Raw genomic sequence first — 22,128 nt, forward strand, 5'->3', positions numbered from 1 at the left:
CTCTTTACTGTATAAAAAACCAGTTTATACTGTATGAAATTACAGTTATGGTTTTTCATACAGGAAAACAGCTATGTTGGCACAACTGACCATCAGCAATTTTGCTATCGTTCGTGAACTTGAGATCGATTTCCAGAACGGAATGACCGTTATCACCGGTGAGACCGGTGCGGGTAAGTCCATTGCCATTGATGCTCTCGGTTTGTGTCTGGGCGGACGCGCAGACGCAGACATGGTGCGTGCAGGCGCCATGCGAGCCGACCTCTGCGCCCGTTTTGCCTTAAAAGATACCCCCGCAGCCCTGCGATGGCTGGAAGAGAACCAGCTTGAGGAAGGCCGTGAGTGTTTGCTGCGTCGCGTTATCAGCAGCGATGGCCGCTCCCGTGGGTTTATTAACGGAACCGCCGTTCCGCTATCGCAGTTGCGCGAGCTGGGCCAGTTACTTATTCAAATCCATGGCCAGCATGCGCATCAGCTCCTGACAAAATCAGAACACCAAAAATCCCTGCTTGATGGTTACGCCAATGAAGCGTCTCTGACCCAAGAAATGGCTGCACGATACCAGCTGTGGCACCAAAGTTGTCGTGACCTGGCGCATCATCAGCAACAAAGTCTGGAACGCGCAGCCCGGGCGGAATTGTTGCAATACCAGTTAAAGGAACTGAACGAATTCAATCCGCAGCCGGGTGAGTTTGAGCAAATTGATGAAGAGTACAAGCGCCTGGCTAACAGTGGGCAATTGCTCACCACCAGCCAACAGGCGCTGGCTATCCTGGCAGATGGTGAAGACATCAATCTGCAAAGCCAACTGTACACCGCAAAACACCTGGTCACTGAACTGGCTGGCATGGACGGCAAACTTTCAGGTATTCTGGATATGCTGGAAGAGGCCACCATCCAGCTCAGCGAAGCCAGCGACGAGCTGCGCCACTATTGCGATCGTCTGGATTTAGACCCTAACCGCTTGTTCGAACTCGAACAGCGTATCTCCAGGCAAATCTCGTTGGCGCGTAAGCATCATGTTGCCCCTGAAGTGCTGCCACAGTTCTATCAGTCGTTGCTGGATGAACAACAGCAACTGGACGATCAGGCCGACTCGCTCGAAACCTTAACCCTGGCGGTGAACAATCACCACCTGCAGGCGCTGGAAACGGCAAAAATGCTGCACCAACAGCGTCAGCATTATGCGCAGGAACTGGGACAACTTATTACAGAGAGCATGCATGCTCTCTCGATGCCGCACGGTGTCTTTTGCATTGATGTGAAATTTGAGGAGCACCACCTGAGCGCAGACGGTGCCGATCGCGTGGAGTTTAAAGTGACCACTAACCCAGGTCAGCCGTTACAACAAATTGCGAAAGTCGCTTCCGGCGGGGAACTGTCACGTATTGCGCTGGCTATTCAGGTCATTACAGCACGTAAGATGGAAACGCCTGCGCTAATTTTCGATGAGGTGGATGTTGGTATCAGCGGCCCGACGGCTGCGGTAGTGGGTAAAATGTTGCGACAGTTGGGCGAGTCAACGCAGGTAATGTGTGTTACTCACCTGCCGCAGGTTGCGGGCTGTGGTCATCAACACTTCTATGTCAGCAAAGAAACAGATGGCGCGATGACGGAAACACACATGCAGCCGCTTGATAAACGCGCTCGCCTGCAGGAATTAGCCCGTCTACTTGGCGGTAGCGAAGTGACGCGCAATACCCTCGCAAATGCAAAAGAACTGCTGGCTGCATAAACTTTTTTACCTTGTGAAGGTCTGAGTTCAACATAAAATCGCCGACCGACCCGACAGCAAAAGGTTTTAAAGTGGTGAAAGGTCTATTATCATCGGCATATTACATATGAGCCGCGTACTGCTCGGGCCCGAAAAGGAATCAAATCACTATGCGCTGTAAAACGCTGACTGCTGCTGCAGCAGTACTACTGATGTTGACTGCAGGCTGTTCCACTCTGGAGCGAGTGGTTTACCGCCCTGACATCAACCAGGGAAATTATCTGACACCTACCGATGTCGCTAAAGTGCGCACGGGTATGACGCAACAGCAGGTTGCTTATGCTCTGGGTACACCAATGATGTCCGATCCTTTTGGCACTAATACCTGGTTTTATGTGTTCCGTCAGCAACCTGGACATGAAGGCGTAACCCAGCAAACGCTGACGCTGACCTTTAACAGCAGCGGCGTATTGACCAACATTGATAACAAACCCGCTTTGACCGATAACAAGTAGGTTTGAGAGATCAAAAAAAGGTGCTCAATGAGCACCTTTTTTATTGTCTGTTACTTTTTAGCGGATTTCTCTGCTCGCTGTCTGCGCAGCTCTTTTGGGTCAGCAATCAGTGGCCGGTAAATTTCCACCCGATCGCCGTCATGCAGAACATCAGCAAGCTTTACCGGACGGCTGTAGATACCCACTTTATTTTTACTGAGATCGATATCGGTACGTAATTCCAGCAGCCCGGAAGCGCGGATAGCCTCTTCCACCGTTGCGCCCTGCTGCAGCGTTACGCGCTGTAAATACTGTTTCTCGGGTAGCGCGTACGCCACTTCAACGACAATTTTAGCCGACGCTGACACTGTAAACCTCTTTCGCGCGAACCGTGAAGGCCTGCACCATATTTGAAGCCAGTTCTTTAAAGATACGGCCAAACGCCAGCTCGATTAACTTATTGGTGAACTCAAAATCGAGGTGAAATTCGATACGACACGCTTCATGACTCAGTGGCGTAAACTTCCAGCCGCCAATCAGCTTCTTGAACGGCCCATCGACCAGATGCATCAGAATGCTCTGATTACTGGTCAGTTGATTGCGCGTGGTGAACGTTTTACTGATCCCTGCTTTCGAGACATCCACAGCGGCCGTCATTTGTCCCGGAGTCGACTCCAGTACGCGGCTACCGGTGCAACCCGGCAAAAACTGAGGATAGGACTTAACATCATTCACTAGCTGATACATCTGTTCCGCACTGTAGGGTACTAAAGCGGTCCGGCTAATCTGAGGCATAACAATTCCCATCAATATCAATCACACAAATAATACCATTTATCACCCGCTAAAAAAAACGCTATAGCCTAACTCGTGCTAAGATAGCGCCTTGCGCCCCGCTGGATGAAATGGGGTGTTTTTCGATTCCAGATTACCTATACTGAGCGGCATTATGACGAAGAAAAAAGCACACAAACCTGGCTCAGCCACAATCGCGCTAAACAAGCGCGCACGACACGAATACTTTATTGAAGAAGAGTTCGAAGCAGGACTCGCCCTGCAAGGTTGGGAAGTCAAATCCCTGCGCGCGGGTAAAGCCAACATCGGCGACAGCTATGTCATACTCAAAGACGGCGAAGCGTTCCTGTTTGGCGCCAACTTCACACCGATGGCGGTGGCCTCAACACACGTGGTATGCGACCCCACCCGAACCCGTAAACTGTTGTTAAACCAACGTGAACTCGACTCCCTGTATGGTCGTATGAATCGTGATGGTTATACCGTCGTTGCGCTTTCGTTGTACTGGAAGAATGCCTGGTGCAAAGTGAAAATTGGCGTTGCGAAAGGTAAGAAACAGCACGACAAGCGCTCTGATGTGAAAGAACGCGAATGGCAGTTAGATAAAGCGCGTATCATGAAAAATGCTGGCCGCTAAATGCTACTCCCCTGTGACCAGTCTCTCCTCCTGAGACTGGTTCTTATTTTTTAGTTATCGAAACCCACACAATACATTCACCGAGTTTATAGTTTATTTATGCTGAATCGTTCAGATATGAAATAAACCCCCTGTCATTACCGTTGCGGTCTATAGTCCAATAATATAAAAGTTCAAGACCATAGCGTTCATATTTCCATTTATTTAATAACACTATTATTACTATTGTTTATTATATTGGCATTCATTTCAATAAAAACAAACCCATTTAAATACAATTACTTACTATAAAAACAACCGTTAAAAGCAAACTGGAAAGTATCCTTTTCAAATGACTAATTACTTTTTTAATATGGATAAGTTGCAGAATACTTTCTTTCTGACTATATCATCTAATACGAAAGAACTATTCAGCCGAAAGGGCCCGGACGTATTTAATCAATAAACTAACATCTATGTGACCTAATCAATGAAATTACATGTGTAAATTCATCTTTATGATGAACGGAGCCCCTGTCTGCTCATTTTCCCAGCGCGCTGTTGCGGATTAATACTCCCGGCATGCCATCAGGAGTGAACATATGCGTCTACTCGCCGTTGTATCAAAATTAACTGGCGTTTCCACAAATGTTGAAGCCTCTGAAATTACGCTCAGTTCACCTTCTATCGTGAAACTGTCTGTGTCGCGTGAGGAGGTGAGTCAACTCACGCGCGTTAATCAGGATCTGGTTGTCACACTCCGCTCAGGTGAAACCATCACCATTAAAAATTTCTACCTCGGAAAAGGCGAAGCGCAAAACCAACTTGTTCTGGAGGACAGTAATGGCGCACTGTGGTGGGTTCAGGATACTGACGGAGCATTCCATTTCCAGCATCTGGACGATCTCACACCGCTGATGACGGCCGAAGGCAGTCATGAAGGCGGCGCCGTCTGGCCGTGGGTTCTTGGCGGGATCGCTGTCGCTGGTGGGATTGGCCTCGCTGCGGGTGGTGGTGGCGGCGGCGGTGGGAGCGATAATAACGCTGGAAACGGCAATGGTAGCGGCGGCGATGGCAACGGTAACGGCGACGGTGATGGCGGCACACCGCCAACGACAACCCCTAACAGGCCTGACGTCCCCGTTATCACCAGCATAATCGATAACCAGGAGCTGATTACTGGCCCTGTCAATCAGCAGGAATCCACCAACGATAATACGCCGACACTTCAGGGCACCGGCCCCGCGAATGCCACATTACATATTTTTGATAACGGCGTCGAAATAGGCCAGGTCACAATCGATGCCAACGGCAACTGGTCGTTTACGCCATCCTCACCTCTGGCAGACGGCACGCACCAGTTTACCGTCAGCGCTTCAAACGGTGCTGGCAGCAGCGGCATGTCGGACAGTTGGGAAATTATTGTCGATTCGCTTGCCCCCGACGCCCCCGTGGTCACTCAGGAAACCGACAATGTCGGTTCCATTACCGGCTTTATCGCCAATAACGGCGTAACCGACGATGCCACGCCGACGCTCAAGGGCACTGGCGAAGTAGGTAGTACCATCAACATCTATGACAATGGCATCCTGATTGGTATGCAAACTGTAGATAGCAATGGTAACTGGACATTTACACCGGACATTCCGCTCAGCGATGGTGTTCACAATCTGACGCTGACGCAAACTGACGCCGCGGGTAACGTGAGCGCGGAAACGCGCGTGCCGACATTCACCGTTGATACCACCCCGCCTGCAGCCGCAGTCATTTCCTCCGTTAATCCAGAAGGTACCGAGGTAACCGGTAGCGCTGAGGCGGGAAGCCTGGTCATTATCATCGGCAGTAATAATCAGGTTTTGGGTTCAACAACGGTCGGTCAAACCGGCAATTTCGTCATCGCGATTTCGCCCTCACAGACGCACGGTGAAGCGCTGATCGCGAAAATTCAGGACCAGGCAGGCAACATCGGGCCAGATACCTCTTTCAATGCCACCAACTCTGGCTACCCGGGCGTGCCCGTTATCGTCAGCATAATGGATGATTTTGCCCCCTCAACCGGACCATTGAGCAATAATCAGGCCACCAACGATAATACCCCCACGCTCTCTGGCACTGCCGACGCCAACAGCACGGTGACTATTTACGACAACGGCACAATTATCGACAGCGTACTGGCTGACGGTAACGGTAACTGGACATGGACTTCCAGCTCCCCGTTATCAGATGAGCTACACGCCTTCAGCGCCACCGCGACAAACCAGTCAGGTACAGGAGGCATGTCACCAGCGTTCAATATCAACATCGACACACAACCACCGCCAGCGCCGGACGATCTGAACGTATCTGCCGATGGCACTGTTGTTACCGGGACGGCCGAGCCGGGCAATACCGTGGTTATCACCGGCAGTGGCGGAACTCAGATCGGCAGCGGCGTCGCCGGAACGGACGGCTCATTTACCATCACCATTAACCCACCACAGACCAATGGCGAAACCATTGAAGCCATCGCAACCGATCCGGCAGGAAACCCAAGCCTGCCAGAAACGGCGCTTGCACCAGACATTACCGCGCCACAGCCCCCAACAAACCTGCTAGTTAATGGCACTGGCGACCAGGTCACCGGCAAGGCCGAACCCGACAGTACGGTCAATATTCTGGATCCAGATGGCAATATCATTGGTACGGCAACTGCCGATACGGATGGGGATTTCACCGCAACGCTGGTTCCGCCGCAAACCAACGGCGAGACCCTTACGGCAAATGCGACCGACACCGCAGGCAACAAGGGCGACAACGCCTCTGTCACCGCACCGGACACCACGGCACCTGATGCGCCAACCGGCGTCACCGTCGCCGGAGACGGCGGTTCTGTAAGCGGACATGCTGAAGCAGGAAGCACCGTTACCGTAAAAGACAGCAACGGTAACCCGATTGGCATAGGCCAGGCTGACAGCGGTGGCAATTTCACCGTGTCTATCGCGCCGTCGCAAAAGAACGGCGAAACGGTAAACGTCACCGCAACGGACAGCAGCAATAACGAGAGTCAGCCTACCTCCGCGTTGGCTCCGGATATCACTGCACCAAACCAGCCAGTTATTATTGCCGTTACTGATGATGTTGACGATTTCACTGGCCCCATCAATAACAATGGGTTAACCAACGACGATAAACCGAAAATTGAAGGCATCGCCGAAGCAGGTTCGCGGGTCAAAATTTATGATAATGGCACCCTGCTTGCGACCGTTAACGCTGATAACAACGGTAACTGGAACTATACGCCCACCGCAGCACTAAGCCAGGGCGCGCACGTATTTACGGTGACGGCAACAGACGCTGCCAACAACACCAGCAGCGCCGCCAGTTGGAAAATTATTGTCGATAGCATCGCCCCAACCGTTCCAGTAATAACGTTGGTTAACGATGATGTTGGCAGCATTACGGGCAACGTTGCAAATAACGGTTGGGTCACCAACGATAACACGCCAACCCTCTCGGGTACCGGTGAACCAGGTTCACTGGTGAGCCTGTACGATGGCAGTCTGTTGATGACGGTTATTCTTGTCGACAGTTCGGGCACCTGGAGCTATACCGTTCCGGGAAATCAGGTGCTCAGCGATCGCACTCATCAGTTTACGGTATCGGCAACCGATGCCGCCGGTAATGTCATCACCTCACCCACGGTGGTCAGCGTTACCGTAGATACTCAACCGCCAGGCGATCCTGTCATTTTGGCTGCCACCGACGACGTTGGGAATGCGCCGATCGATCTGCCTTCCGGAAGCCGTTCAAACGATACCTTACCAGAGCTGAAAGGAACCGGAATAGCCGGTTCTACAATCACCCTCTATGAGGGTTCCACGCCAATTGGCAGCACAACGGTTTTACCCGCCGGCACCTGGAGTATTCAACTCAGCCAACCGCTCAGTGAAGGCGCACACAATTTATCCGCTATCGCCACGGACGCTGCAGGCAACGCCAGCAATGCAGGGAACTTTACGCTGACGATTGATACCACCCCACCAGTTGCCCCGGTTATCAGCTCTGCAGAAGGTCTGATTGGGACAAATCTACAAACGCTGAGTAATGGCAGCAGTACCAAGAGCTCGAATCCCGAACTCTCCGGAACCGGCGAGCCTGGCGCGAAGATTACGATTTATGATAATGGCGGTTCTATTGGCATCGTCACCGTACAGCCAGACGGCACCTGGACATTTACCCCAACCTCACTCGCCGACGGGCCGCATAAATTTACCGCCACGGCAACTGACGTCGCGGGCAACACGGGGATCCCGTCGGCAAGCTTTACTCTGACAGTAGACAATACGCCTCCCGCACAACCAGCCGCGCCAATCACTACCGACGATGTGGCTCCGGTAACGGGAGTGGTCACTAATGGCAACACCAATGACACCACGCCAACCTTTAGCGGCACGGGGAACGTCGGGGATCTGATTACCCTCTATCTTGCCGGTACTCCCCCATTGCAGGGAACAACAACAGTAGGTGCAGACGGTACCTGGAGCTTCACTCCGTCAGCACCGGTTGCTCCTGGTAGTTATCAGGTAACGCTCACCGCAACCGATCCAGCAGGCAACGTCAGCCTGCCATCTAACGCCATAACACTGAACATCGACACGACGCCGTCTGCACCTCCGGTGATTATCGCCGCCAACGATAATGTCGGTGACGCCACGGGCGACCTTGCGCCAGATGCCGTGACTGATGACACCACGCCAACCATTCGCGGTACTGGCACAGACGGGGATACCATCACCCTGTATAACGGGGGGACGGCGATCGGTACTACAACGGTGGCTGGCGGAACCTGGAGTATTACGCCAGGGACTGCGCTGGCGAACGGAAGCTACACGTTAAGCGCCACCGCAACCGATCCGGCAGGTAACATCAGCGACAATTCAAACAGCATTTCGTTTACGGTTAACAACACGAAGCTGACGTTGCCGCAGGTAACGGATATTCAGGATAACGTTGGAATCTTTACCGGTTCGCTAACCAGTGGCAGCGTCACGGACGATACCTCCCCGACCCTCAGCGGGACCGGCACACCGGGCAGTACGGTGTTAATTTTCGATGGCAATAATCCCGTCGCAATTGCTACGGCTACGGTTGCTGCTAACGGCACCTGGAGTGTGGATGTTCCCCTCACGCCGAACGTCACTCACACACTGACGTTCGGCGCAGTGGATGCCGCAGGTAACTCACTGGTTGCAGATAACCCGCTGACGTTGATTGTCGATACCCAGCCGCCTGCAACGCCTACGGTTACCAGCGTAGATCCTAACGGGACGCTGGTAAGCGGTACGGCCGACGCCGGCAGCACCGTGATTATTCGCAGCGGTAACACCATTCTCGGCCAGGGGGTGGCAGACGGTTCTGGTAACTTCTCTGTCACCATTTCGCCAGCGCAAACAACCGGTCAGGCGCTCAACGCCATCGCTCAGGATACCGCCGGAAATCAAAGCGATCCGACAACGTTTAACGCCGCTACCTCCAGCGTTCCGCATCCACCGACTCTTGAGATCGTTGATGACATCGCGCCCATCATGGGGGTGATTGGCAACGGTAAAACCACCAACGACACCTTACCGCTGCTGCAAGGGACCGCCACTGCAGGGGCATCGGTGACTATCTATCAAAATGGCGCATCTATCGCCACGGTAACTGCCGATGCCGTGTCTGGCGCATGGAGTTATCAGCTACCCACTGCGCTGACTAATGGCATTACCTATAACTTCACGGTTTCACAAACGGTGGACGGTACCCCAAGTGGTCTGTCACCTAACTACGCAATCACCATCGACACCACGGCCCCGCAGGTGCCAACTATCACCAGCATTATTGACGATATTGCCCCCGGCACCGGATCGTTGGATAAAGGGCAAATTACCAACGATTCACGCCCAACGTTTAACGGAACCGGCGAAGCGGGGGCAACCATCACCCTTTACGATAATGGCATCGCTTATGCCACTACCACGGTAAACAGCAACGGATTCTGGAGTTTTACCCCGACCGCTCCGCTGGGAGAAGGCGACCATATCTTTACCGCTCGCGCAACAGATGCCGCAGGCAACCAGGGAGATCCATCCGGTGATTTCCAGATCATTATCGATACCCTGGTGCCGAATGCCCCCTCTATTGTGACAGTCACAGACAACGTTGGTACAACCCAAATCCTAACCTCCGGGCAGTTGACCAACGATAATACCCCAACGCTTGCTGGCGTTACCGAGGCGGATTCGCTTGTTACCATCCGCGATAACGGGGCGGTCATTGGCACAACCATCAGCGATGAAAACGGCAACTGGAGCTTTACGCCTGCGCCTGCCCTCGGTGAAGGCAGCCACTCGCTGACTGCCACCGTCACAGATGGCGCGGGCAATATCAGCCCGGCAACGCCACCGTTTGTGGTTGTCGTCGACACGCTGCCGCCAGCGGCACCGACCATTACCTCCGTAATTGACGATCAGCCTGGCAATACAGCGCTGACCAACGGACAACTGACAAACGATGCGCAGCCTACGCTGAACGGCAAAGGCGAAATCGGTACCATCATCACGATCCGTGATAACGGCGACGCCATCGGTACAGCGCAGGTGGACGAGTCAGGCAACTGGCGCTTCACACCGGATGCCCCGCTGGGACAGGGACAACATATATTCACCACCGTTGCCACCGATCAGGCAGGTAACTCCGGCGGAGTATCATCATCGTTTACTATTGAGCTGGACTCAGTTGCCCCGTCAATCCCGGTCATCAGCTCAGTTCAGGACAGCACCGCACCGACAACAGGCCCGATAACCAACGGGCAGACCACGAATGAATCCCGTCCGGCCCTGAGCGGCACCGGTGAAATTGGCGCGACCATTACCGTCCTGAGCGATGGTCAGCCCATCGGCACCACCACCGTTGGGGCTAACGGCACCTGGAGCTTAACCCCAACGGATGCACTCAGTAACGGCCCGCATACGCTGACCGTCACCGCCACCGACAGCGCAGGTAATACCAGCCAGCCATCCAATAGCTTCACGCTTATCGTGGATACCGTGTTGCCTGGTACGCCAGCGATTACTCAGGTTGCAGATGATGTCGGCCCGCTGATCGGTAATCTGAACAACGGTCAGGCCACGAACGATCCACTCCCGACGCTTAGCGGCACGGCTGAAGCCAATGCCACGGTAAGAGTTTACGATAACGGATCGTTTATCGGCTTTACCTCAGCGGATGGCACGGGCGCCTGGAGCTTCACGCCAGGAACCGAGCTTGGCAACGGTAACCACGCGCTGACAGTGACAGCCACCGACGCTGCCGGAAACGTCAGCCTCACGTCCGCTGGATTTAACATCGTTGTTGATACCGTCGCCCCGCTTGCGCCAACGATTATCCAGGCTTTTGATGACGTGCTACCGGGAACCGGAACGCTGTCGAGCGGGGCCTTTACCAACGACACCCGTCCCGTACTCAACGGCTCGGCGGAAGCCGGTGCCCGGGTAGCCATCTACGATAATGGCACGCTGCTGGCAACGGTAACTGCGGCGATAGACGGCACCTGGGAATATCTGCCTGCCGCGCTGGGTAACGGTCAGCATGTGTTTACCGCTATCGCCACCGATGCGGCCGGAAACGTAAGTCCCACCTCCGGCGGGTTTATTATTAATGTCGACACCATTGCGCCATCCGCCCCGCTGCTGGTCTCAGTGGTGGATGATATCGCAGGCGGCGTGTTCAATGCGGCGCTCAACAACGGACAACTGACCAACGATGCGCGCCCGACGCTGAACGGTACCGCCGAGGCAGGCAGCACCGTCAGCATCTATGATGGAAGCACCCTGCTGGGTACGGCGCTGGTGCAAAGTAATAACAGTTGGTCGTTTACCCCAACTACGCCGCTGACGAATGGATCGCACACCTTCACCGTCACCGCGACAGATGCGGCGGGCAACACCAGCAGTGCGACGGCAGGCTTTAACGTGGTGGTCGACACCACGGCGCCGACGCAGCCTTCAATCAGCAGCATTATTGACGACGTCGGGCCAAACACCGGGGCGATTGGCGCTAATCAGCCAACCAACGACGCACGCCCAACGTTAAACGGCACCACAGAAGCCAACGCGCGGGTCGATATTTACGATAACGGCAGCTTTGTCATCAGCGTGACGGCGGACGGCAGCGGTAACTGGAGTTACACCCCAACCACCGCGCTGGCACAAGGTACCCACTCCTTTACCATCACCGCAACGGACAGTGCGGGTAATACTAGTGGCATATCGTCTGCGGCAGCGATCGTGGTCGATACCGTCGCCCCGGGCATTCCTACAGGGCTGGCGGTAAACGCCAACGGTACCACGCTCACCGGCGTTGCCGAGCCAAACAGCACGGTCATTATTACCTCCAGCGGTGGAACGGTGCTCGGCACGGCAACCGCCAACGCCTCCGGAAATTTCACCTTCACGCTGAACCCACCGCAAATCAGTGGGCAAACGCTGCAGGTCAGCGCCCAGGATACCGCAGGCAACATCGGCACGGCGGGTAACGTTCTGGCACCGTTTACTGGCGTACCGCCTGCGCCGGTTATTGCCACCATTCTCGATGACGTCGGTACGATCACGGGGCCCGTCGCGGCGGGCAAAACCACCAATGATACGCTGCCAACGCTCAGCGGAACGGCGCAGGCTAACGCCATCGTCAGCCTGTACAACAACGGCGTGCTAATGGGCACCACGACCGCAGACGGTAACGGGATCTGGAACTTTACCCCATCCGGGGCGCTCAGCGAAGGTAACCACGCGTTTACCGCCACTGCAACAAACGCCAACGGCGCAAGCGGGTTGTCCAGCTCGTTCAGCGTGATTGTGGACACCACGCCACCGACCGCGCCAACGATACTGATCAGCGCCGATGGTGGCACCGTCAGCGGCGTCGCCGAAGCGGGAAGCACGGTCACTATCTCCTTGCCCGGCGGCACCAGCGTGACGGCAATCGCCAACAGCAGCGGTGTCTACAGCATCAACCTGCCGGTTCGCCAGATTGAAGGCCAGTCGCTGTCCGCCACGGCGACCGATGCGGCGGGCAATACCTCATCGCCGACAAGCGCTATCGCACCGGTATTACCGCTGCTGGCTGAAGACAACGTCACCAGCCTGCCGCTGCAAACCGATGTTATCGTCAGCACCGATCATCAAAGCGATTATGGTTTCCTGCTGGTTAATGCGTTGGGGAATGTCGCCAACGTGCTGGGGAACGATACGGCAAGCGTTAATTTCAGCATCGCTTCTGGCGGCAGTGGGTCCATTACGATCAACGCCGCCGCGACCGGTGTGGTGCTGTCGCTGCTAAACACGCTTGAAGTCGTTATCCAGCGCTTTGACACCGGGCTGAATGCCTGGGTAACAGTGGTGGATACCGGGAAACCAGACTTCGCCAGCCTGCTCACCCTGGGCGCCTCGGGCGTAACGCTCAATTACAGCGGGCTGACTGGCGGTGATTACCGCGTGGTCAGCTACAACACCAACCTGCTGGCGACCGGGGCATACACCAGCCTTGATGTCTCAGTGGTAAAAGCCAGCGCAGGGACCATCATCAGCGGTACCACGGAATCCGGGAACATCATTACGGATACCGATCCCGCCAACGGGCAGGATAATGCACCTTCCGGCACGCTGGTCACCGCCATCACCGACGGTAACGGCAACGTCGTGAATATCCCGGCGGGCGGCATTGATGTTCAGGGAAAATACGGCATCCTGCATATCAATCAGAACGGTAGCTACACCTATACTCTGACCAATACGTCAATCTCAGTGTATGGACGTTCCGAAAGCTTCACCTACACGCTGACGCATGGCAGCGATCACTCCTCGGCAAAACTGGTGGTAACGCTCGGTCAGGCCCCAACCACCAGCACGGTAACCGCGGCAGACGATGCAGCAGTGCTGACTTACGGAACGCAAGTCATCGCGGTTGACCACTTGCCTTCACAACAAACCGGCTTCACGCTCGCCAGCGTCGGACTCGGCAATGTGCTGGACGTCAGTCTGGTCAACGGTCTGACTAACCCGATTAAGTTTAACGTTGACGATGGCGCAACCCGCACGCTGACCGTACAGGCGAATGTTCTCGGCGTGACGCTTGGCGGCTTCGATCTCTATGTTTATCGCTTCAACGAGTCAATTCAGCAGTATGAGCAGTACCGGGTACAGCCAAACTGGGTCACCGCCCTACTGGGCGGAAGTTCGTCAGCGTATACCATTACGCTACCGGGTGGCGATTATCTGTTCCTGCTTAACGCTTCCGGCGGCCTGACACTGCTGACCAGCTATACCCTGAATATTCAGGCCGATCACACCTACGCCGTCGACAGCCTGAGTGCGACAACCAATGGCAATCTGCTGGTCAACGACTCGGCTCCGGCCAATACCGTTATCACCGAAGTAAACGGTATCGTCGTTAACGGGACGGGCACTACCACTATTAATGGGCAGTACGGCACGCTGACTATCGATGCGAAGGGGAACTACACCTACACGCTAAGAAGCGGACTGGGTGCAGACGGTATCAACACCCCGGACAGCTTCGTGTATAAGGTCAGAGCACCAAACGGCGATACCGGCAGCGCCTCGCTGAATATCAAACCAACGCCGCAGCCGCTGGACGCCGTAAATGACATCAGTAGCCAGATGGCGGTCACCACGCAGGCGGACACCTCCAGATTGTTTGCTGACAACAGCGTCGGGAACGCCAGTTGGAACGCCCAACTCCTTTCTCCCACCTCACAAAATGGCACTGGCGTCATTGAGGTCGCGACGGGAACGGCGGTGCAAAACGCCATACTGCATTTTAACGTTGCTTCAGGTCTGACGCTGGGCGGACTGACCGTCACCTGGGCGCTGTATGACAGCAACAACGTCAAGGTTGCCAGTAACTCATTCAACGGTGGATTGCTCATTGGCGGCAATATCGATATTGCCCTGGGGATCATGTTACACCCCGGTAACTATCGACTCGACTACACTGGCAGCGTCGGGGCTTTAGGGCTGGGGAATATCACCATCACCCCTAGCGTGAAAGGCACGATAATCGACCTGCAAAACTTCGAGACTTCCACAGCGAACAGCGTCGCCGGCAACATTTATGACGGGGACCATATTGCCAGCGTGCATACCTTGCTGACGGTGAACGGCACGGGCGGTAGCACCGCCACGCTGGATCCGCTGAGCAGCACGACCAGCGCCATCATTAACGGACTGTACGGCAAACTGACCATTGGCATTGATGGTCATTACACCTACGCCCTCAACAGCGATGTCTCACTTTCCACCATCCTCACCAAAGAGACATTTACTTACACCCTAAACGATCAGAATGGGCATACCGATACCGCTACGTTGACCATCAACATGAATCCGCAGGTTGTAAGCACCGTGGATGCCGATCGTTTTACCGGCAGTGTCTACGGCGATACGCTGATTTATCACCTGCTCAACGCCAACGATGCTACCGGTGGTAACGTTGGCAATGTTGGCGTTGGACCTACCGATACCTGGACCAACTTCTCGCTGGCCCAGGGCGACAAAATCGATATCGGCGACCTGCTGGTGGGCTGGAACGGGCAGAACGCTACGCTCGGCAACTACCTCACCGTGACCACCAACGGTAACAACACGGTGATTGCCATCGACCGCGACGGTACCGGCAACACCTGGCACTCAACCAATCTCATAACGCTGGAGAACGTACACACCACGCTCGATGAGCTGGTGCAACAAAATCACATTGTGCCCTGAAGCTAACGCATAACGTTAAAGCGCCATAACTACAGCCCCGGATGCCATGACGTCCGGGGCAATAACAGTCGTCGCTGCCGTATTTTGTAAGGGATAAACTATGAGAAATGTCGCGCCTGTTGCCTTACTGCTGGCATTAACGCTCTGTACCCTGCGGGTGAATGCCGAAGATGAACCGCAAATTATAACGCCGGAAGGTCTGGCCACCAGCCAGATGCTGCCCTCGCTGGACGGCGCGGTTGCCGATCTGCCGCTGAGCGCCGCCGCCCCCGGCAGCCTGACGCTCAACGACGCAGTGAGCCGCGCCGTGAGCTGGCATCCTTCTATTCGTGAATCCATCGGCAAACTGCTCTCACAAAATGAGCAGATCGATGTGGCGAAATCAAAATATTACCCGCAGGTTTCTGCCGGGATGAACAACGGTTACAGCAATACTTACACCGATCACGGCTTTAGCCCGGCCCTGGTTATTTCAGTGTCGCAAATGCTGTACGACTTCGGCAAAGTGGCAAGCCAGGTCCGTGCTGAAACCGCCGGATCCGCACAACAGCAGGCGAATGTATTACTCAGTATTGATACCATCGCCCACGCAACCGCCAACGCGATAGTCCAGGTGCAGACGTGGCAGCAAATGGTGGACGCCGCCCAAGAGCAGCTCAGCGCCTTGAACGGTATTGGTCGGCTGACCCGTCAACGCAATGATGAAGGGGCAACCTCGCTATCCGACGTGGTGCAAACCGATGCGCGTATCGAGTCTGCACGTTCTCAGTTGGCGCAGTATCAGGCCAATCTCGACAGCAGCAAGGCAACGCTGATGAGCTTCCTCGGCTGGAACTCGCTTAACGGCATCAGCAACGAATTTCCAGTCAAACTGGACAGCAGTTGTGATGTGGTCAAACCGGACGATAAGCTGGTTCCCGCGGTGCTGGCGGCATGGGCGCAGGCGAATGTGGCACAGGCAAATCTCGATTACGCCAACGCGCAGATGACGCCCACTATCTCCCTGGAGCCGTCGGTTCAGCACTATCTCAACGACAAATACCCCAGCCATGAGGTGCTCGACAAAACCCAGTACTCCACGTGGGTAAAAGTCGAGATGCCGCTGTATCAGGGGGGCGGACTCACCGCCAGACGCAACGCCGCCAGTCACGCGGTAGAGTCTGCACAGTACTCCATCCAGCGTACCCGACTTGAAGTGCGGCAGAAATTACTGGAATCCCGCAGCCAGGCGATGAGCCTCGCCACTGCCCTGCAGATCCTGCGTCGCCAGCAACGGCTGAGTGAACAAACGCGCGAGCTTTATCAACAGCAGTATCTGGACCTCGGGTCACGCCCACTGCTCGACGTGCTTAACGCCGAGCAGGAGGTATATCAGGCCCGTTTTGCTGAACTCCAGACTCAAAACCAGCTGCGCCAGCTCCAGTTGAACTGCCTCTATAACACCGGCTCGCTTCGCCAGGCGTTCGCCTTAAATAACCGCAGTATTCAATCGGTGGAGATAAAGCTATGAGCGACGTCGATACACATGCGGAAGATGCGATTGGCGAACACGCCCTGAGCCAGTGGGCGCTGGCGATGACGCATATTGCCAGCCACTATCGCGTTGCCTGTTCGCCCGGCGCAATCCAGGCCAACGCCCCGTGGTTTGCGGGAAAAAGCCGAGCTATGGCCCTGTCGCAGCTGGCGCGTCAGGCGGGGCTGTCATTTCATGCGCTGGATACCGCCACGCAGGCGTTCGGCCAGTGGCGTCTGCCGGTGGTGGCGGAACTGCGCGACGGCCAACTGATGGTGATAGAACATTTCAACGGTGAAGATGCGTTGGATGTTTTTATCATCGCCGAAGAGGGCCAGCGTAACCGACTCACAGTTGCAGAACTTCTGCCGGAGATCGTGAGCATTACCGCACTGCGCCCGCTGTCAGCGCTGAAGGACAGTCGGGTAGACCGCTATATTTCGCGCTTCAGGCCCGACTGGATGCGCGAACTGGTGTTACAGGACATCCGCCCTTACCTGCCGGTCATGGTTGCCGCCTTTCTGATTAACGTCCTGTCGCTCGCCGGGATTATCTTTTCGATGCAGGTCTATGATCGGGTGATCCCCGCCCAGTCTTATCCAACGCTGTATGTTCTCTCCACCGGCGTTCTGGTGGCGGTGCTGTTTGGCTTTTTGCTGCGCGAAGCGCGTACCCACATAATGGACCTGCTCGGCAAACGCGCCGATATGCGCATTTCCGATCGCGTGTTCAGCCACGCATTGCGACTGCGCAACAGTGCCGTCCCCCGCTCGACGGGGAGCTTTATTTCTCAACTGCGCGAGCTGGAACAGGTTCGCGAGATGATCACCTCCTCGACCCTGTCGACGATTGTCGATCTACCGTTTTTCTTTTTGTTTATCGTGGTGCTGGCCTTTATCGCCCCGCCCTTGGCGTGGATAGCCCCCGTCGCGGCCCTGCTGATGATCCTGCCTGGTTTGCTGTTACAGAAGAAACTGGCGGTACTCGCCAACCAGGCAGCGCATGAATCCACCCTGCGCAACGCGGTGCTGGTCGAGAGCGTTCAGGGGCTGGAAGATATCAAGCTGATGCAGGCGGAAAACCGCTTTTTACAACAGTGGAACAGCTACATCCGTATTACCGGAGAGTCCGGACTGCGCACGCGCAAGCTGACTCAGGGGCTGATTGGCTGGGGCATGTCGGTACAAAGCCTGGTCTACGCCGCCATCATTATGTTCGGCGCGCCGATGGTCATTGAAGGCACAATGACCACCGGGGCGGTGGTGGCCGCGTCGATGCTCGGTTCCAGAATGATTGCCCCGATGGCGAACCTGTGTGGCGTGCTGGCCCGCTGGCAACAGGTCAAGGCGGCGAAGATGGGATTAGACAGCATCATGCAGCTTCCCACCGAAACGCAGTACGATGAAGACCGGGTGCATCAGGAGATTTTTCACGGCCATTATCTGTTTGAAAACGCGCACTTTCGCTACCACAGCGACGATCAACGCGTTCCGCTGCGCATCTCACGTCTGGAGGTCATGCCCGGTGAACGGGTGGCGATCCTCGGGCGTAACGGCGCCGGGAAATCAACGCTGCTACAGGCCATGGCGGGCGGCGTGGAGATTATCCAGGGCGATGTCCGACTCGATAACCTGAGCCTGGCGCAGATCGATATGGCCGATTTACGCCGCAATATCGGTTTTCTCAGTCAGAATGCGCGGCTGTTTTTCGGCACCCTGCGCGAGAACCTGACCCTCGGCGCACCGCATGCCAGCGACGCGCAGATCTTCGAAGCGCTGGAGGTCAGCGGCGCGGCGGCTTTCGTTAAACAACTCGCCAAAGGGCTGGCGCACCCCATTATGGAGGGCGGCAACGGTCTGTCCGGTGGACAACGGCAGTCGATCCTGCTGGCAAGAATGCTGCTGCGATCGCCCAATATCGTGCTGCTCGACGAACCCAGCGCCTCGCTGGATGAACATACCGAACGAGAGTTTATTCAGCGCCTGAACCAGTGGCTGGGCAACCGAACATTGATTGTCGCCACCCATCGCGTACCGGTTCTGGAACTGGTCGAGCGCGTAGTGGTGTTAAAAGAAGGTCAACTGGTCATGGATGCCCCGAAAGCGCAGGCGCTGAATGCGAGCCGGGCACCAGCCCCTACTCACGGTCGGGAGTGGAAAAATGAAAACCAATCCGCATGACGCTGCCATGGACGACCTCGATATCCGCCGCGAGCACCGTTTTTCCGGGGCCAGCCGCATTATTCTGCTCGGCACGCTGCTGTTTGCCGTCCTGGGTATCTGGGCGTATTTCGGCAAGCTGGATGAAGTCTCGACCGGCAGCGGGAAGGTAATCCCCAGCTCGCGCGAGCAGGTTTTGCAGTCGCTGGATGGCGGCATTCTCGCCGAGCTCACGGTACGCGAAGGAGATAAAGTACAGGCTAATCAGATTGTCGCGCGCCTCGACCCCACTCGCTCTGAGTCCAACGTTGGGGAGAGCGCCGCCCGCTATCGCGCCTCACTGGCTTCCAGCGCAAGGCTCAATGCCGAAGTTAACGATCTGCCGCTCGTGTTTCCCGCTTCACTACGCGCCTGGCCGGATCTCATCGCCTCCGAAACGCGCTTGTATAAAAGTCGCCGCGCGCAGCTCGCTGATTCTATGGCAGAACTGCAGGATGCGCTGGTCTCGGTAAATAAAGAGCTGGCCATAACCCAACGGCTGGAAAAAAGTGGTGCCGCCAGCCACGTTGAAGTGCTGCGCCTGCAACGACAAAAAAGCGATTTGGGATTAAAAATCACCGATCTGCGCTCACAATACTTCGTGCAGGCGCGGGAAGCGCTGTCAAAAGCCAATGCCGAAGTGGATATGCTGGCGGCTATTTTGAAAGGACGCGAGGATTCCGTCACCCGCCTGACCGTGCGCGCGCCGATGCGCGGTATTGTGAAAAACATCCAGGTCACTACCATTGGCGGCGTTATCCCGCCCAATGGCGAGATGATGGAGATTGTACCGCTGGACGATCATCTGCTGATAGAAACCCGCCTGTCTCCGCGCGATATCGCGTTCATCCACCCCGGCCAACGGGCGCTGGTGAAGATAACCGCTTATGACTACGCGATTTACGGCGGTCTGGAAGGCGTAGTCGAAACTATTTCCCCGGATACTATTCAGGACAAAGTGAAACCGGAAATATTCTACTACCGCGTGTTTATCCGCACCCATCAGGACTTCTTACAGAACAAACTGGGACGCCATTTCTCCATCGTACCGGGAATGATTGCCACAGTGGATATAAAAACAGGTGAAAAAACCATCGTCGACTATTTAATCAAACCGTTTAATCGCGCAAAAGAAGCGCTGCGCGAGCGGTAAATCCTTGAGGATTAGGGGTTGCGGGGGCTGGTCACGCGTGTCACAAGTCTGTTATACTTGCTCTAACACATTGGGGCTGATTCTGGATTCGACGGGATTCGCGAAACCCAAGGTGCATGCCGAGGGGCGGTTGGCCTCGTAAAAAGCCGCAAAAAAATAGTCGCAAACGACGAAAACTACGCTTTAGCAGCTTAATAACCTGCTCTGAGCCCTCTCTCCCTAGCTTCCGCTCTTAAGACGGGGATCAAAGAGAGGTCAAACCCAAAAGAGATCGCGTGGAGGCCCTGCCTGGGGTTGAAGCGTTAAATCTAATCAGGCTAGTCTGGTAGTGGCGTGTCTGTCCGCAGGTGCCAGGCGAATGTAAAGACTGACTAAGCATGTAGTACCGAGGATGTAGGAATTTCGGACGCGGGTTCAACTCCCGCCAGCTCCACCAAATCATGATCCGGATACGTCCGGTGAAGTACAGAAAGCCCGCATGGCACAAGCCCTGCGGGCTTTTTTGTGTCTGTTGTTGTCCGAGAACATCCGGCTAAATCCGGTGATTATTGGTATACGTTTAGGTATACGGTAGGATGTATACCTAAAAGCGTATACCAATTCATGAAGGAGCAGCCTCAGTGGCACGGACAACACGTCCCCTTACCAACACCGAAGTTCTGCGCGCTAAAGCGTTAGAGAAGGATCTGACGCTGCATGATGGCGATGGCCTTTTCCTGATAGTGAAAACCAGCGGGAAAAAGCTCTGGCGTTTCCGGTATCAACGTCCGGCGACAAAACAGCGGACAATGATGGGGCTAGGTGCTTTCCCCGCCCTTTCACTTGCTGACGCCCGAGGGTTAAGAGCGGATTACCTTGCCTTGTTAGCCAACGGAATTGACCCACAAATTCAGGCCGAAGTTGCAGAGGAACAGCAGCAAATTGCTCTAGACAGTATTTTTTCAACGGTTGCCGCTAACTGGTTCCAACTCAAAAGCAAAAGCGTTACCCCTGATTACGCAAAAGACATTTGGCGCTCACTGGAGAAAGATGTATTCCCTGCCATTGGTGAGATTCCCGTTCAGCAAATCAAAGCCCGAACATTGGTTGAAGCACTTGAGCCAATCAAAGCTCGTGGAGCGCTTGAGACTGTTCGTCGACTGGTGCAACGCATAAACGAGATAATGATTTATGCCGTAAACACGGGTCTGATCGATGCGAATCCGGCTTCAGGTGTTGGCATGGCTTTTGAGAAGCCCAAAAAGCAAAACATGCCGACACTGCGGCCAGAAGAATTGCCAAAGCTAATGCGTTCTTTAGTCATGTCAAATCTGTCTGTTCCGACTCGCTGTCTCATTGAATGGCAACTCCTGACGCTTGTGCGCCCTTCTGAGGCCTCCGGTGCTCGTTGGGCAGAGATCGATCTCGATGCAAAGCTCTGGACGATTCCAGCAGAACGTATGAAGGCCAAGCGTGAGCATATTGTTCCTTTATCCGCTCAGGCGTTAGATATTCTAGAGGTGATGAAACCTATTAGTGCCCATCGTGAACATGTTTTTCCCAGTAGAAATGACCCTAAAGAACAAATGAATAGCCAAACTGCTAATGCAGCTTTAAAACGTATTGGTTTTGGCGGAAAACTAGTTGCTCATGGTCTTCGCTCAATAGCAAGTACTGCAATGAATGAAGCAGGTTTTAATGCAGATGTTATTGAAGCGGCTTTAGCCCATAGTGATAAAAATGAAGTTCGGAGAGCTTACAATAGATCAACATATCTAGAGCAAAGAATTAATCTCATGGAATGGTGGGGTAGCGAAGTAAAAAAAATATAATTAAAGGCGCATATTTAATGCGCCCTTTAT

10 protein-coding genes and 1 other RNA gene are annotated in these 22,128 nt (G+C 54.7%); 9 read left to right on the forward strand and 2 right to left on the reverse strand.

The genetic code is table 11. The features are described 5' to 3' along the window. Positions 1-73: 73 nt before the first annotated feature. The gene (recN, locus tag WC7_RS08395; RefSeq protein WP_016154074.1) at positions 74-1,735 is read left to right on the forward strand and encodes a DNA repair protein RecN; all 1,662 of its coding nucleotides are present in this window, start codon (positions 74-76) and stop codon (positions 1,733-1,735) included. A 149-nt stretch (positions 1,736-1,884) separates the two neighbouring features. Then, positions 1,885-2,229 carry an outer membrane protein assembly factor BamE gene (gene bamE / locus WC7_RS08390; protein WP_003826401.1) on the forward strand — a complete coding sequence of 115 codons (345 nt, stop codon included), beginning with the start codon at positions 1,885-1,887 and terminating at the stop codon, positions 2,227-2,229. Between the two features lie 50 nt (positions 2,230-2,279). On the opposite strand, the gene WC7_RS08385 is transcribed toward bamE, so the two are convergent. Then, positions 2,280-2,576 carry an RnfH family protein gene (locus WC7_RS08385; protein WP_003839823.1) on the reverse strand — a complete coding sequence of 99 codons (297 nt, stop codon included), beginning with the start codon at positions 2,574-2,576 and terminating at the stop codon, positions 2,280-2,282. Continuing rightward, positions 2,560-3,003, reverse strand: a complete 444-nt coding sequence (gene ratA, locus WC7_RS08380; RefSeq protein WP_003031213.1) for a type II toxin-antitoxin system toxin RatA — start codon at positions 3,001-3,003, stop codon at positions 2,560-2,562. The genes WC7_RS08385 and ratA overlap by 17 nt, the downstream gene beginning before the upstream one ends. Before the next feature lie 154 nt (positions 3,004-3,157). Between ratA and smpB the strand changes: the two genes are divergently transcribed. From smpB to WC7_RS08350, 7 genes are all read left to right on the forward strand, one after another. Further along, positions 3,158-3,640, forward strand: a complete 483-nt coding sequence (gene smpB, locus WC7_RS08375; protein WP_003031211.1) for an SsrA-binding protein SmpB — start codon at positions 3,158-3,160, stop codon at positions 3,638-3,640. Positions 3,641-4,221: 581 nt separating this feature from the next. Further along, positions 4,222-15,423, forward strand: a complete 11,202-nt coding sequence (locus WC7_RS08370; RefSeq protein ID WP_016154075.1) for a BapA/Bap/LapF family large adhesin — start codon at positions 4,222-4,224, stop codon at positions 15,421-15,423. Between the two features lie 100 nt (positions 15,424-15,523). Next, positions 15,524-16,933 carry a TolC family outer membrane protein gene (locus WC7_RS08365; protein WP_016154076.1) on the forward strand — a complete coding sequence of 470 codons (1,410 nt, stop codon included), beginning with the start codon at positions 15,524-15,526 and terminating at the stop codon, positions 16,931-16,933. Continuing rightward, positions 16,930-19,116 carry a type I secretion system permease/ATPase gene (locus WC7_RS08360; RefSeq protein WP_016154077.1) on the forward strand — a complete coding sequence of 729 codons (2,187 nt, stop codon included), beginning with the start codon at positions 16,930-16,932 and terminating at the stop codon, positions 19,114-19,116. Before WC7_RS08365 ends, WC7_RS08360 begins: the two co-directional genes overlap by 4 nt. Before the next feature lie 7 nt (positions 19,117-19,123). Then, positions 19,124-20,287 (forward strand): beta-barrel domain-containing protein, encoded by a 1,164-nt coding sequence (locus tag WC7_RS08355; protein WP_155849809.1) that lies wholly within the window; start codon positions 19,124-19,126, stop codon positions 20,285-20,287. A 72-nt stretch (positions 20,288-20,359) separates the two neighbouring features. Then, positions 20,360-20,723, forward strand: a transfer-messenger RNA (tmRNA) gene (ssrA, locus tag WC7_RS25795). Positions 20,724-20,907: 184 nt separating this feature from the next. After that, the gene (locus tag WC7_RS08350; protein WP_000124714.1) at positions 20,908-22,098 is read left to right on the forward strand and encodes an integrase domain-containing protein; all 1,191 of its coding nucleotides are present in this window, start codon (positions 20,908-20,910) and stop codon (positions 22,096-22,098) included. The last annotated feature ends 30 nt before the right edge of the window (positions 22,099-22,128 follow it).

The sequence above is a fragment of the Citrobacter sp. KTE151 genome, from assembly GCF_000398845.1.
Classification (GTDB): domain Bacteria; phylum Pseudomonadota; class Gammaproteobacteria; order Enterobacterales; family Enterobacteriaceae; genus Citrobacter; species Citrobacter braakii.